The 15,509-nt window shown below is 62.1% G+C and carries 6 protein-coding genes; 1 reads left to right on the forward strand and 5 read right to left on the reverse strand.

All coding sequences use genetic code 11. From position 1 onward, the window contains the following. A partial coding sequence (locus ALQ04_RS08035) for a non-ribosomal peptide synthetase (protein WP_122315227.1) occupies positions 1-8,472 on the reverse strand: 8,472 nt, incomplete at its 3' end. A gap of 390 nt (positions 8,473-8,862) precedes the next feature. Here ALQ04_RS08035 and ALQ04_RS08040 point away from each other — a divergent pair. Further along, positions 8,863-9,072: a hypothetical protein gene (locus tag ALQ04_RS08040; RefSeq protein ID WP_122315228.1), complete on the forward strand. Its 210-nt coding sequence runs from the start codon at positions 8,863-8,865 to the stop codon at positions 9,070-9,072. Positions 9,073-9,229: 157 nt separating this feature from the next. On the opposite strand, the gene ALQ04_RS08045 is transcribed toward ALQ04_RS08040, so the two are convergent. From ALQ04_RS08045 to ALQ04_RS08060, 4 genes are read right to left on the reverse strand one after another with little or no spacing between them, the layout of a single operon-like run. Further along, positions 9,230-9,844 carry a LysE family translocator gene (locus ALQ04_RS08045; protein WP_122315229.1) on the reverse strand — a complete coding sequence of 205 codons (615 nt, stop codon included), beginning with the start codon at positions 9,842-9,844 and terminating at the stop codon, positions 9,230-9,232. A gap of 59 nt (positions 9,845-9,903) precedes the next feature. Beyond that, positions 9,904-12,960, reverse strand: a complete 3,057-nt coding sequence (locus ALQ04_RS08050) for an efflux RND transporter permease subunit (RefSeq protein ID WP_122315230.1) — start codon at positions 12,958-12,960, stop codon at positions 9,904-9,906. Beyond that, positions 12,957-14,069 (reverse strand): efflux RND transporter periplasmic adaptor subunit, encoded by a 1,113-nt coding sequence (locus tag ALQ04_RS08055; protein ID WP_409077242.1) that lies wholly within the window; start codon positions 14,067-14,069, stop codon positions 12,957-12,959. The genes ALQ04_RS08050 and ALQ04_RS08055 overlap by 4 nt, the downstream gene beginning before the upstream one ends. Beyond that, the gene (locus tag ALQ04_RS08060) at positions 14,066-15,499 is read right to left on the reverse strand and encodes an efflux transporter outer membrane subunit (protein ID WP_122315231.1); all 1,434 of its coding nucleotides are present in this window, start codon (positions 15,497-15,499) and stop codon (positions 14,066-14,068) included. The genes ALQ04_RS08055 and ALQ04_RS08060 overlap by 4 nt, the downstream gene beginning before the upstream one ends. Positions 15,500-15,509: the final 10 nt, after the last annotated feature.

Consider the following 15,509-nt stretch of genomic DNA (forward strand, 5'->3'; position numbering starts at 1 on the left):
CTGCTGCGCCCAGGTCAGAAAGTTGACCGTATTGCGGTGTTCGATCATCACGCCTTTGGGCAGTCCGGTCGAACCCGAGGTGTAGATCACATAGGCCAGATGCGCCGATGTCAGCTCTGCAATCACTGGATTGGAGACGGATTGATCCTGCCAGACTTCCTCATCCAGATTAACCAGAGGCACCGAAGCCGCCGACAGCAGTTCCAGCGTAGAGGTCTGTGCCAATACCGCTGCCGGAGCACTGTCCTGCACCATATAAGCAATCCGCTCCAGCGGATAAGCCGGGTCCAGCGGAACATAACCGCCGCCCGCCTTCATGATCGCCAGCAGCCCGACCACCATCTCGATTCCGCGCTCGACACAGATCGCCACCCGCGAATCCGGTATCACGCCCTGACTGCGTAAGTGATGAGCCAGACGGTTGGCACGCTGGTTCAGTTCGGCATAACTCAAGCGCAAATCGCCATGCACCACAGCCACGGCATCCGGCGTACGCTCGACCTGCGCCTCGAACAGGCCATGAACCGTCTGCTCCAGCGGATACTCCGCAGCCGTGGCATTGAAACCACGGATCACCTCGTCACGCTCTTCAGCAGGCAGTATATGCAGCGCGTGCAGCGGCAGATCGGGGGTCGACTCCAGCGCTTCGGCCAGGCTTTGCAACGCGGTATTCATATAACCTGCGACCCGCTGCGCGGCAATCGCCGCCACGGTCTGTACCGTGAGCTGGAAGCCCTCGCCCAGATCATCCACCGACATCATGAACGGATAGTTGGTCCGCTCCATCACTTCCAGCACCTGGGCACCACCCCAGCGCTCGACTTCTTCGTCATCAAGCACCGGGCTGTGACGATAGTTGAGCAAGGCGCTGAATAGCGGCATGGAAGCCGGTACGCCGCTGCACCGCTGGGCCAGGGCCAGCGAGGCATGCTCGTGGCCGAGCAGCGCTGTCAGCCGTGCATGGATCTGGCGAACGCCCTGGCTGGCAGTAACACTACCCAGGGCAACGCGCACCGGCAGTGTGTTGATGAACATCCCCAGCGCTCGCTCGGCACCGTTGCCGCTCTGCATGCGACCCAGCAGCACCGTACCGAAGACTACATCGCTGCGCCCTGACAGATTGCCCACCACCTGCGCCCAGGCCAGATGGTGCAGGCTCGCCGGGCTTACCCCGAGCTTGCGAGACAGGACACGCAAGCGTGCGCTCAATACCGAATCGAGCCTGAACCGACACTCCTCGACACCACGACCGTCGCCCTGGACCTGCTGAAGGCCAAGCGGCAAGGTCGGTTCCTCGACATCGCCCAGCATTTCGCGGAAGAAGCTTTCATGAGCCGCCTGGCTGACGGCCATCCGGGCCTGGGCAACATAGCGGCGGTAAGGCATCGGGGCATCGAGTCCACTCAGTTCGCCATGCAATGCGAGCTGCATTTCATGCTGCATCACTTCCAGCGCGGTATGGTCCAGCGCGATATGGTGGAACAGCAGGACTGCGATCCAGCGCTGGTTCGGCTCATCATGGGCGCAGGCCATACGCATCAGCGGTGCCTGCCCGAGGTCGAGACGCCGGTCACGCGGGTCGAACAACGTCTGCAATTGCTGGGCGATATCACCGCCAGACGCATCAAGTTCCAGGGTTTCGACGATCAACCGGGCCTGGCGCAACACCACTTGCACCGGCTGCTCCAGCGCATCCCAGACCAGGGCGGTGCGCAGAATGTCATGGCGGTCGATGACGCTTTGCAGCGCCGCGATGAAACTGTCGAGCTGGGCCCGGCTGTGCATGGCAAAGGCCGCCTGCAGCAGGTACGGATCACCCTGCTCGGCAGACATGTGGTGGTAGAGAATCCCTTCCTGCAAGGGTGCCAGCGGGTAGATATCCTGAATATTGGCTGCGCCACCCGGTATGGCGGCGACTATCCGGTCGACGTCATTCTGCGGCAGTTCCAGCAAAGTCAGCATCGCCGAGGTGATCTGTTCGCAGCCTTGGGGAATGCCATTGTCCGGAATCTGTAGCGCTTCCTCGACGCCGCCCACTGCTGCCGCCAGGGCCGACAGGGTCGGCTGGCTGAACAGCACGCGAACATCGGCATCCAGCTCAAGCTGGCGCATGCGTTCAATCAGTTTTACCGCCAGCAGCGAATGACCACCCAGCTCGAAGAAATGGTCATGACGACCGACCCGGGCGACACCCAGCACCTGCGACCAGAGGCTGGCCAATGTGCTTTCGATGGCGCCCCGTGGTGCTTCATAAGCCTGGCTGATGAATGCCATGGCATCCGGCGCGGGCAATGCCCGACGATCCAGCTTGCCGTTGGCCGATACCGGCATCCTTTCCAGCTCGACATAGGCAGCCGGGATCATGTAATCCGGCAGGCGAGCCTGCAAATGGCTGCGCAACAGATCGGCAGACGCCTTGTGCTGACCCGCCTGCGCAGTGAAATAGGCGACCAGTCGCTTGTCGCCGGGATGGTCCTCGCGAGCCAGGACCACCGCATCGCGCACGGCCAGGTGATCGGTCAGGCAGGACTCGATTTCACCCAGCTCGACCCGGAAACCGCGGATCTTGATCTGGTCATCGTTACGGCCCAGATATTCGATCACGCCATCGGCGCTGCGGCAACCCAGGTCACCGGTCTTGTACAGGCGGCCACTGGCTACAAAGGGATCGCTCAGGAAGCGATCGGCCGTCAGCTCGTCACGGTTCAGATAACCGCGAGCGACACAGACACCGCCGATATAGATCTCGCCCGCAACACCAACCGGCACTGGCTGGAACCGGGCGTCAAGCAGGTAAATCCGGGTGTTGGCCACCGGCACGCCGATAGCCGGCAGGGTTGGCCAGTCGGCGACGTTCGCCGGCAAGGTCAACGCCGTGGTGACGTGCGACTCAGTCGGGCCGTAATGGTTGTGCAGGCGACATTCGGGCAAGTGCTCGAAAAGCGCGCGAATCGGCGCCGTAATGCGCAACTGCTCACCGGCAGTGATGACTTCGCGCAAGACGCAGGTTTGCTCGCGCAGTACCGGATAATCGATCAGCGCTTCGGCCAGGGCCTGCAAGGCGATGCACGGCAGGTACAGGCGTTCGATGCGTGCATCGCACAGGTGCTGGTACAGCTTGCGCAGGTCCAGCCGGGTGTCGGCATGGATCAACGACAGCGGCGCGCCGGCGCACAGCGTGCTGAAGATCTCCTGAAAGGCAACATCGAAACCCAGCGCTGCGAACTGCACGGTCGCCGGGGCGATGTTGCCACTCTTGATGCCCTCGGCGAGTTGCCAGTGCATCAGGTTGACCAGCGGCCCGTGGGGCATCGCCACGCCCTTGGGCTGGCCGGTGGAACCGGAGGTGTAGATGACGTAGGCCAAATGTTCCGGGCGATGCCCGCGGGTCGTCAATTGCGGGTTGTGGTCCGGTTGACGGCAGAACTCTTCTGCACCTTCGGCCAGGCCGTCGAGCAGCACGGCCGGCACGCTCGAATCACTGAACAGCCCGGCCAGAGCGGCCTGACTGATCACGGCTTTGGGCGCGCTGTCGCGCAGCATGTAATCCAGGCGCTCTGCCGGGTAGTCCGGATCGAGCGGTACATAGCCAGCCCCGGCCTTGAGAATCCCCAACAGGCCCGCGATCATTTCCGGGCTGCGGCGACAACAGATCGCGACCCGGTCGTCGAAACCGACGCCCAGTTCCAGTAAACGATGGGCGATGCGGTTGGCCTGGCGATTCAACTCACCGTAGCTCACCTGCTGATGCTCGAAAGTCACCGCCAGTGCATCAGGCTGTTGCCCGGCCCGGGCCTCGAACAGTTGATGCACCAGCAGATCTGCGGCAAAAGCCTGTTCGCAGGCATTGAAACCATGCAGCAACTGCTGACGCTCGGCGTCCGGCATGAACACCAGGTCTTGCAGGGCAACCTCGCTGTCCCGGTCGAGTACATCGGCCAGTTCGGCCAGTACTACGCCCATATAGTCGACAATGCGCTGCGCGCCGATTCCCGGCACGACCTGCACAGTCAGGCTGAAGGCATCGCCCAGATCGTCGACCGAAAGCGACAGTGGATAGTTGGTGCGCTCCTCACCGCCTGCCAGCTCGAAACCCGCCCATTGCAAGCCGGTGGCACCGGCGCCGACCGCTGCATGGCGATAGTTGAGCAAGGCACTGAACAGAGGCGTCGGCGCTGCAACCCCGCTGCAGCGCTGCGCCAGGGCCAACGGTGCATGCTCGTGCCCGAGCAAGGCCGCCAGCCGGTCATGGGTGGCTCGCGCTGCGGCCCTGACACTCGGCCCACGGGCCGGCACTCGCAGCGGCAGGGTATTGATGAACATGCCCAGAGCACGCTCGGCATCCTGACCACCTTGCAAGCGGCCCATCAGGACCGTGCCGAACACCACGTCCTCGCGGCCCGACAAGCGTCCCACCACCTGAGCCCAGGCCAGGTGATGCAGACTGGCATTACTGACCCCCAGGCTGCGGGCATGAGCGCGCAGGCGCTGGCCGAGCCGGGCATCAAGCGCCAGTACCGCCTGCTCGATGGCACTGCCGTCGCCCTGCAGGTCCTGCAGACCGAACGGCAATGTCGGTTCGTCCACATCGCCCAGCGCGGCCTGGAAAAAGGCTTCGTGCTCTTCGCGGCTGATGCCCAGGCGTGATTGCGCAACATAGTTGCGATACGGCACCGAAGCCGGCAATCCGGCGCTGCGTCCGGCAATGTGGGCCTCGATTTCCGTGCCCAGAATACGCAGTGAGGTGGCATCGTCGATCAGGTGATGGAACAGAATCACCGCGACCCAGCCGCCACGGGCGAGGTCTTCGGCCAGATGCAGCTCCATCAGGGGTGCCTGGCGCAGGTCGAAACGCATATGCCGTGGGTCGAGCAAGACCTGCAACTGAGCGGCGATATCGCCCTCGCCCGCCTGCAGTTGATGCTCCACAACCCGCAACGGCGCTTCGCGCCAGACTACCTGCACCGGCTCGTCGAGGCCTTCCCAGGCAATCGAGGTGCGCAGGATATCGTGACGCTCCACCACGGCTTGCAGGGCCTGGACGAAGGCGTCGACATGAACGCGGCTGTCCATGCGCAGCGTGCCCTGCAGCAGATAGGGATCGCCTTCGGCCGTCGACAAATGGTGATAGAGAATGCCTTCCTGCAATGGCACCAGGGCATAGATGTCCTGGACATTGGCCACGCCGCCAGGCACGCCGGCTACCACGGCATCGATCTGTTCCTGATTCAGGCGTGTCAGCGGCAGCATCTCAGGGGTAATGCGTTGTACGCCCGGCTCGATAAGATTGTCCGGCACAACTACATTGCGCCCCGAACCCGCAGTTGCAGCCAGCCCCGACAACGTGGGCTGACCGAACAGCACTCGCACATCGACGTTCAGGCCGGTATCGCGCATGCGTTCGATCAGCTTGACCGCCAGCAACGAATCGCCGCCCAGCTCAAAGAACTGGTCATGGCGACTGACCCGCTCGACACCCAGCAGTTCGCTCCACAGGCCGGCCAGCAGCGTTTCCACTGAACCTTGCGGCGCCTCGTATTCACGCCGGGCATAGGCGCTGGCGTCAGGCGCTGGCAGTGCCTTGCGGTCGAGTTTGCCATTGGTGGTCAGGGGAAATGCCGGCAGCAGCACAAAGGCGCCCGGCACCATGTAATCGGCCAGGTTTTCCAGCAGTTCGGCGCGCAGTTCGGCCGCCGTTGGGGCCTGGCCGGGTTCGGCGATCAGGTAGCCCACCAGGCGCTTGTCGCCCGGCTCGTCCTGACGCGCGATCACTACAGCTTCACGAACCCCGGCACAGGCTGCCAGACGACTTTCGATCTCGCCCAGCTCGATGCGGAAGCCACGAATCTTTACCTGATCGTCATTGCGCCCGAGATAGTCGAGGTTACCATCTGTGGTCCAGCGGGCCAGATCGCCGGTGCGATACATCCGCGCACCCGGTGTGGCATCGAAGGGATCGCTCAGGAAGCGCTCGGCATTCAGTTCGGCACGGTTCAGATAACCGCGCGCGACACCGGCACCGCCGACATACAGCTCGGCAACCACACCGGGAGGTACCGGCTGGCCGTGGCCATCGAGCAGGTACAGGCGCAGATCCGGAATACGTTTGCCGATGGGGCTGACAGCACCGTCGACATCGGCCTTGCTCAATGGATGGCAGGTCACGTGGACGGTGGTTTCGGTGATGCCATACATGTTGAACAGCTGAGTGTCAGCATTCGCCTGGCGCGCATACCACGGCTTGAGAATACTGGTATCCAGGGCTTCGCCGCCGAAGATCACCTGACGCAATGAATGCACCTGCGAGCTTTCGCCCTGGGCCGCGATCAACTGGCGGAACGCACTTGGCGTCTGGTTCAACACCGTCACGCCGCTGTCGCACAGCAGCTCATAACAGGCCTGTGGCGAACGGCTGGTCAGTTGCGGCACCAGCAACAGTTTGCCGCCATGCAGCAGAGCGCCCCAGATTTCCCAGACCGAGAAATCGAAGGCAAACGAGTGAAACAGCGCCCAGACATCATCGGCAGTGAAATCGAACCAGCAACGGGTCGCCGAGAACAGGCGCATCACGTTGCGATGTTCGACCAGCACGCCCTTGGGCTGCCCGGTGGAGCCGGAGGTATAGATCACATAAGCCAGGTGCCGTGGCTCAAGTCCGGCGACCTGCGGGTTTGCTTCAGACTGTTCGGTAAAGCCGCAAGCCTCGGGCTGGTCAAGCAGCAGGACCGGAACGTCCTGCTCCGGCAGATGCTGCAGATGTGCTGACTCGGTCAATAACGCCAACGGTGCGCTGTCGCCCAGCATGAATGCCAGGCGTTCCACCGGATAAGCCGGATCCAGCGGTACATAACCGGCGCCGGCCTTGAGAATGCCCAGCAGGCCGATGATCATCCGTGGACCACGTTCGACACAGATGCCGACCCGGTCATCAGGTCCGATACCCAGTTGGCGCAAACGATGCGCGACCTGGTTGGCCTGCGCATTGAGTCGGGAATAGCTGATGGCCTGCCCTTCGTGCAGCAACGCCACGGCATCGGGATGAGCCTCGACCTGGGCCTCGAAACAGGCATGCAGGGTCAGGCAATCGTCTGCCACCGGCTGGTCACGGTTCCAGGCCTCAAGCAGTTGCGCCTCGGCCGGGGTTGGCAGAGTGAAGCCGTGCACCGGCAGTTGCGGATCCTGCAGCCCCTGCTCCAGCAGGTGCATGAAACGTTCGGCAAGGCTCTCGACTTCCTCGGCCTGGAAAAACCCTTCGTTGTAGATGTATTCCAGCCAGACTTCGTCGGTGTGCGGATTGGAGCGGATATGCAGGGACAGCGGCGTCTGCTCGTTACCGTTGGCGCATTTGACCGAATAGGCAACCGCGTCACCGAAAGTCAGGCGGTGATCGCTCACCTCATAGGAAACCGACAGATCGAAAACCTGATCACGCCCATCGCGCAGCAAGCCCAGCGAACGGTTCATGTCACTCAGCGGGAAACGCTGGTTGCGGTAATCCTGCTTGAGCGCCCGCGCCACCTCAATGACCAGCTCACCAAAACTCAATGCGGCGTCGAACTGCAGGCGCACGGCGCTGACCTGGGTAAACAGGCCAATGGTATTGCGGAAATTCGCATTGGAGCGGTTGAGGACCGGCAGACCGACCACCAGCTCATCACGCCGGGAGGTGCGCATGAAATACACATAGAGCGCTGCCATCAGCACCTGGAAACGAGTGCACTGGCGAGGCTCGGCGATGCGGTCGATACGTTCGAGCAGCGTGGCCGGATAACGCCGCGAAACATGGCCACCGGGCGCCAGTCCGGCATGTCGCGCCCGATGTCGTGGCTCGAACAGCGGCTCCGGAACGTCGCGGTATTTGTCCAGCCAGTAATCCTGGTCGCGGGTGTAGCGTTGCGAGTCGCGGTAGGCGATGTCGTCCTGAATATAGTGAGCGTAGGACGGAGCCGGCGTGTCGTCAGACGGGCCATGCCCGGCGCCATACAGCTCGCCCAGTTCCTTGAGCAACAGCGCAATGCCCCAGCCATCGATCACGATGTGGTGCGCCTGGATTCCCAGATAGCTCAGGTGCTCGCTGATCCTGAGCAGTTGCAGACGCACCAGTGGCGCGCCATCCAGAGCGAACGGCTCGCGGTTGCGGGCCTGGACGAATGCCAGCGCAGCGGCTTCGGGCTCGTCCTCCATGGATAAATCGTGCAACGACATATGCAATGGCAAGTCGTCGGCAAAAGTCTGTACTGGCAGACCGTCGTCGCCCAATCCGTGCAACAGCACCATCCGCAACGCATCGTGCCTGCGAACCATCTGGTCTACAGCGCGCTGCAGGCGCTCGGCGTCGACATGCCCCTCGATAACGGTGTAGCCGCCGATGTTGTAGAGCGGGATTTCACTGCGCACCGTCTGATGCAGCCAGATATCGCGCTGGGCTGCGCTGAGGGGAAAAGTGTTCGGCACGGAAAGGGACTGGTTCATGCGGCGACTCCTTGAATGACGCAACGACTGGATACCCGATCCGCCACCCACTTGACCGCCTTGTTTCCAGCAAAAGATGTCATATGTTCTGTCTCGAATAGTTCTGGAATCGGCTCTTGTGGAGCAGTTTCCGGGAGGTGTTCGGTGGCCATTTAAAAGACGCAGGGAAACCGTTACATGAGCGGTTCCATGTACATGAGGGGAACTGTAATCAGGCGGTCCGGTACATGTATGTCACTTGATACCCGGACAAGAAACAGGACGTACCGGACAAGTTGGCAATATGCGTGGCTTGTCCCTTCTTTTCACCACAGACAACCGATTCCTGCAGTGCTCGAATACAGGCGTGCAAGTAACGTTTGAGCAGTTCCACGCGCAAAGGACCATGACATGAACAGCTTTGAACCCGGTGAATACGTGCGTCTGCGCTCTGGAGGCAGAAAAATGCAGGTGATAAAGGACGAGGCCGCAGAATCGCTGCCCGCTTCATCACTGGTGGCTTGTGAATACCGTGCTAAAAGTCGAAGAGTGCTGGGATTCTATGCAGCGAATTCATTGATCCGTGCGCAGAATCCGGAACATCCGGTTGCAGCCGAATAATCCAGGGCGACACATTAGAACAACATGAATGTCGCCTTTTATTGAATAAATTTACTTCCCGCCGTTATACCCCCCTTCCTCCGTTAAAATATGTTCACGAATGAATTCGCTCCCGCATGTTCGGGCAGGAGTCAATTCATTCGCGAACATACCGACGTCACACCGTAAACGAATGCGAAGCCAGGTTATAAAGCAGGCCTGTCGCAAACAGGCCGATCACCATGGAAACACCCTTGTTCAGCAGGCGCGACGAACGCGGTGAATTCAACCGGCTGCCGAAACAGGCACCGAAGATCACCCAGGCAGAACCGACCGGCAGTACCACGGCGGTAAAGGCACTCATGAACGCCAGATAGTCCGCGCTATCGAGAAAGGTGCCGGCTGGTGCCACGAACGAGGCAAAGAACAGGCCCTTGGGATTGCTCAGCGTGGCGACGAACAACCCCGTCGGTGAAAGCCCGGGCTGATCGCCCTGCCCGCCATCACTGTGACCGCTACGCGCCATGGCCCACAGCTTCAGCGCGATATAGAACAGGAAGCACACCGCAAATGCCTTGCTCAGGGTCGCTACCCAGGGATAGTCGCGGGCGACCCGATCCAGAGTCAGGCCCCAGGCCGTGATCTGAACCACGTAAGCCAGCCACTCGGCTGCCACCCATTGCAATGAGCGGGCATTGAAACCCCGGTTCATGCCTGTCTGGAACAATAGCGAGTTGGTCGGCCCGGGAACTGCGAGCACGGCCAGCAGTGTCAGGAAGATTGAACCACCCATGTTGATACCCTCATTCGACTTTGCAACTTTGGTTAAAACCGCGAATCTGCCTGCGCGTTTCAGCTGTGTTGTGGCGGATGCAAACGCCTGGTCACACGCTTGAAGAGCTGCAACAGATCGTCCACGTAGGTGAAAATCACCGGAATCACCAGCAGGCTGAGTACGGTCGAAGTCAGCAGCCCACCGATCACCACCACTGCCATGGGCTGCCTGAATCCCGGGTCGGCACCCACGCCAATGGCGGTCGGCAGCATTCCTGCACCCATGGCGATGGTGGTCATGAGGATTGGCCGTGCACGTTTGTGGCAGGCATCGAGCAGCGCGTCGTAGCGGCTCATGCCGAAATCGCGGCGGGCGAGAATCGCGTAGTCCACCAGCAGGATCGAGTTCTTGGTCACGATGCCCATCAGCATCAACAGCCCGATGACCGAAGACAGGGAAAAACTCAGGTCGCAGGCCAGCAGTCCGAGCAGCGCGCCGCCCAGAGAAAGCGGTAGCGCGGACAGGATGGTCGCCGGTTGCAGGAAGTCATGGAACAAGAGCACCAGCACGGCATAGATGCAGAACACGCCGATGGCCATGGTCAGGCCAAAGCTGCCGAACAGTTCGCTCATCAACTGTACTTCGCCCTGCTCCACCAGCCGGACCCCGGCAGGCAACTGCGCCAGGCCCGGCAACTGACGAGCCTGATTCATCACTTCGCCCAGGCTGCGGCCATTGAGTTCGACGGACAGCGTGACGTAGCGCTGTCGGTCCAGGCGATCGATCTGGGCCGGCCCGCTGCCGGTACTCAATTCGCCCAGGGATGCCAGGGCGACCTGACCATCGCGGCCGGTGACCCGCAACTGGCCAATGCGCTCCAGATCGCCGCGCAGACCGGGTTCCATGCGTACCCTGAGGTTCACCTGGCGCTGTGACAGGTTGATCTTGCCCAGCGCCGAGGAATAATCGCCATAGGTGGCCAGGCGCAAGGTGTCGGCAATCTGCTGACTGGTGACGCCCAGTTGCGCAGCCCTTGTATAGTCCGGCCTGAACTGGACCTCCGGCGCCTGCAAGGCAGCGCTGGAGGTGATATTGCCGACGCCACTCAACTGGCGCAGTTGCGGCTCCAGAGCCAGCGCAGTGCGCTCCAGCAGATCACCGTCATCGCTGGCCAGCACGATATCGAGTTTTTCGCCGTTGCCACTGCCACCGACACTGATCCGCGCCCCCGGCAGCGAACGCAAGGCATCGCGCATATGGGCTTCGAGTTCGGTCTGGCTGAGTTCGCGATCCTGACGGCGCGCCAGCTCCACGGTCAACGTCGCCTGGTTGACGGCCGCGCCATCGCCCGCTTCGCTGCCAGCGGTTCCGGCCATTGCAAAGATGCGTTCGATGCCCGGTTGTGACTTCAGTCGCTCGCTGGCATCGCGGGCCAGACTGGCGGTCTGCTCCAGTGTGGCCCCCGGTGGCAACTCCAGAGTAATGCTGGAGCGGGCAATGTCCTGGGCCGGCAGAAAGCTGGTGGGCAGGAAACCGATCAGCGCCAGTGAGCCGGCAAAGAACAGCCCGGCCAGCGCCATGCTGGTCTTGCGCCATTCCAGGCTGCGGTGAATCCACACCAGGTAGCGGCGCATCAGCCAGCCATCTTCCTCGACGTGCGCCACCGGCTTGAGAAATACCGCAGCCATCATTGGCGTCAGCAAACGCGCCACCAGCAACGAGAACAGCAGCGCCGCCGAAGCAGTGATACCGAACTGCACGAACAGCTTGCCGGCAACACCACCCATGAATGCGGTGGGCAGGAACACCGCGACCAGGGTCACAGTGGTGGCGATCACCGCCAGACCAATCTCGTCCGCAGCCTCCATCGCGGCCTCGCGGGGGCTCTTGCCCATGCGCAGGTGACGAGCGATGTTTTCCACTTCGACGATCGCATCGTCCACCAGAATGCCGATGATCAGCGCCAGGGCCAGCAGGGAAACGGTGTTGAGGGTGAAGCCGGCGAAATACATCAGGCCAAAGGTGGGAATGATCGACAGCGGCAATGCAGTGGCCACGATCAGCATGGCCCGGAAATCACGCAGGAACCACCACACCACCAATACCGCCAGCAGGATGCCCTCGTACAGCAGGTTCATCGAGTCATGATAGTTTTCGAGCACCGAAGCCGAGCTGTCGCTGATCTCGGTCAGGCTGATACCGTGCTGCCGGGCCACGAAATCCGTCACCGCGGCACGAATCTCGTTGGCCATGCTGACGTCGGAAAAACCCAGGGAACGCAGCACCTGAACACCGATCACCGGTTTGCCGTCAAGATAGGCCAGCGAATGGCGCTCGGCATGATGGTCACGGATCGTCGCCAACTGGTGCAGTGCAAACGAACGACCATTGCCTACCGGCACGTCAATCGAGCCCAGCGCCTGCGGATCATCGATGCCACCCAGGGTCCGCACCGCCATGCGCGCGCCGCCCAGCTCCGCCATGCCTCCGGAGTTATCGATTTCCATGGCCTTGAGTGGCGTTTCGACGTCGGCAACGCCCAGTCCCAGACCGGCCATCATCATCGGATCGAGATCGACCTGGACCTCGCGCTCGACACCGCCAACCCTTAACACCTGCGCCACGCCCCTGACCTCCTGCAGGTGCTTGCTCAATTCATTGTCGACAAACCACGAAAGCGCTTCTTCATCCATGCCCGGCGCCTCGATGACATATGTCAGCACCGGCGTGTCATGCAGGGTCAAGCGCGAGACGCTGGGGGTATCCAGGCTGGCGGGCAGTTCCGCCATTGCGCTGTCCACCACATTGCGCACTTCGTTAAGGGCCTCGTTGCCATCCTTCTCGATGGCAAAGCTGACATTGATCTGCACAGCCCCGGAAGTGATGGTCGTGGTGACATGCTTGAGCAACCGCAGCGATGAAAGCCGGTCCTCCAGCTTGCGGGCCACCTCGGTTTCCAGTTGCTCGGGGGCTGCACCTTCAAGGGATGCGCTGATAGTTACGGTGGGCAGATCCAGATCAGGAAAATCCTGGATCCCCAAGCGTTGCAAGCCGATGAAACCCAGCAAACCCAGCAGAATGAACAGCATGATTGCCGGCACCGGATAGCGGATCGACAGGGAAGACAAGGTCATGGCTGGCTGCCTCCCGATGCCACTGGCGTGACTTGCGCGCCGTCACTGAGGAAGGCGCCACCGGAGCGCACGATGGTTTGCTGCTCGTCTAGCCCGGAAACGATCTCCACAGCCTTGTCCCGGCGCCGTCCGATTTGTACCTGGCGCTGGGCAACGTGGTTATCGGCTCCGACGATGAACACCCAGGAGCGCCCGTCACGGAGAAAAACGGCGCTGTCCGGCACCGTCAGCGCCGGCTCGGCAGGAAGCTCGATACGACCGCTGGCATACATGCCCGAGCGCGCAGCGCTGTCCGCGGCAAGCGCCACGTAGACCAGCGCCCGGCCGGTATTGTTGTCGAGGATCGGCGACACCAGACGAACCTGGCCTTGCACCGACTGACCGCCAGGCAAGATCAACTGCGCGTGCTGCCCCGGCTGTACGCGAGTCAGTTGCCTGGCATCCAGCTCGGCCTGCCACTCGATCCGTCCTTCGCGTACCAGGCGGAACAGTTCGGTGCCGGCATCCACCACACTGCCCAGCAGTGCGGTGCGCGATGAGACGATGCCATCGTCGACCGCCACAATCCGCGTCTGGCCAATCCGGATGCGAATGCTCTGCATATCGGCGGTCGCGACCCCAAGTTCGGCCTTTGCCGTGTCCAGGGCAATCCGGTACTGCTCGCTCTGTTGCGCGGACAACACCCCGGTCACGCCCACCACTTCGGCACGACGCAAATCGGATTGTGCCTGGCGAAGACTGGCCCGGGCCTGATCGAGCGTCGCCTGCTGTCTGCTCTGCTCGGCCAGCAGACTGTCCTGCGCCAGGGTTGCCAACACCTGCCCCTTGCGTACCCGGTCCCCGATATCGGCATTGATGCTGGCGATCCGCAGGCTGCCGGTTTCTGCGCTGATCAGCGCTTCCTGCCAGGGCAACAGCCGACCGCTCGCCGACAGTTCATCAGGCCATGGCCGCCATTGCGCCCGGGCCACTTCAACACTCAGGCTGCTGAGGTTAGTGGCAGGTTCGAGCGCCGGAGCTTCGCTGCGATTGCGCAACACAGCCACCAGCGCCAGCACGACACCCAGCGCCAACAGCAACCAGATCCACTTGCGACGAGCGAGACTCAAGATCGTTCTCCCGTCGCGGCCTGCGCAAGCGGCTGGCCATCAGGAGTGTCCTGCCAGCCGCCACCCAGGGCCTTGTAGAGAGCGATCCAGTAGCGCACCTGTTCCTGCTGCAAGGTGATCAGTTCGATCTGTGCATCGAGGGCCGAGCGCCGGGCAACTTCCCGGTCCAGTATGCTCACGCCGCCGGCCTGCCAGGATTTGTCCACGGCCTGAAAGTATTCGCTATAACCCTGAGTGGCGCGCTCGACATCGGCTTCCCGACGGCGGGCGGCATCGAGCCGGACCAGTGCCTGTTCGACTTCGCTCACGGACGTGCGCAGTGTCTGTCGATAAGCCGCAAGGGCCGCATCGTAGGCTGCCTCGGCACTCTTCACCGTGGCGCGGCCAAGGCCGCCATCGAGCAGCGGCAGTGACAGCAAGGGACCGACTGTCCAGTTACGCAGCAACTGTCCATTACTGGTACCGACGGCGAATGAACCGGAAAGGCTCAGGCTTGGCCAGCGCTGCGCCTCGGCCACGCCGATATCTGCGCTGGCAGCGGCCAGTTCGCGCTCTCGCGAGGCCAGATCGGGACGCTGGCGAAGCAGATCGGCCGGAATGGAATGCACACCCAGACGGGCCGGCGCTGGAAGGATTGCAGGCGCCTGCCCCAACAGTGCACGCACCTGGCTCTCGTCAGTGCCGGTCAACCGGGTCAACTGCTTGAGCAGCACATCGCACTCGCTGCGCTGATTGATCAGGGTCGACTGGCTGCTGGCCGCCGAAGCCCGGGTCAGGGCCAGGTCGGCGGGAGCGGTAAAGCCGGCCTTGAGTGACAGCCCGGTCAATTCGGCGGTCTGGCGCTGCGAGTCGAGCTGCTGTTCATAAGTCAGGACCAGCCGCTGGCAGCCGCGAAACTGTACATAATCGTCGGCCACCTCGGCGGCCAGTGACACCCGGGCGTCATGCCAGTCATCGACCCGGGCCTGGATACGATTGCTCGCCGCTTCGCGGTTGCGTCGAAACTTGCCGAACAGATCCAGTTCCCAGGCAGCATCAAGACCGGCCGAGGAGCTGGAGTAAGACTGACTGTCACCGTCCTGGCGTTCGCCGGTACGACTGCGCGACAGATTGCCTTGCAGGTTGGGAGCCGCATCGGCGTCACTCACCGCCAGTGTCGCCCTCGCCTGCTCGATATTCGCCCAGGCCTGATCGAGCGTCGGGCTGTCGGCTTCGGCCCATTGCAACAGACGCTCCAGTTGCGGATCGTTGAATTGCTGCCACCAGCCGGACAGCGACTTGACGCTGGCATCATGCGGCAAGGGTGCCTGCCATTGCGTGGGCAATCTGACCTCTGGGGGACGATAGTCGGGTCCCATCACACAGCCACTGGCGATCAGGGCACAAAGTATCGGCAGTGACCATTGCCCTGCCGCTCTGAAGATATCCATGGCGTCCTCT

Source organism: Pseudomonas cichorii (assembly GCF_003700275.1).
GTDB lineage: Bacteria > Pseudomonadota > Gammaproteobacteria > Pseudomonadales > Pseudomonadaceae > Aquipseudomonas > Aquipseudomonas cichorii_B.

Excerpts from the sequence above, each read along its gene's own strand:
- ALQ04_RS08060 (WP_122315231.1), bottom strand. The coding sequence starts at position 15,499 with ATGGATATCTTCAGAGCGGCAGGGCAATGGTCACTGCCGATACTTTGT.
- ALQ04_RS08040 (WP_122315228.1), top strand. The coding sequence starts at position 8,863 with ATGAACAGCTTTGAACCCGGTGAATACGTGCGTCTGCGCTCTGGAGGC.
- ALQ04_RS08050 (WP_122315230.1), bottom strand. The coding sequence starts at position 12,960 with ATGACCTTGTCTTCCCTGTCGATCCGCTATCCGGTGCCGGCAATCATG.
- ALQ04_RS08045 (WP_122315229.1), bottom strand. The coding sequence starts at position 9,844 with ATGGGTGGTTCAATCTTCCTGACACTGCTGGCCGTGCTCGCAGTTCCC.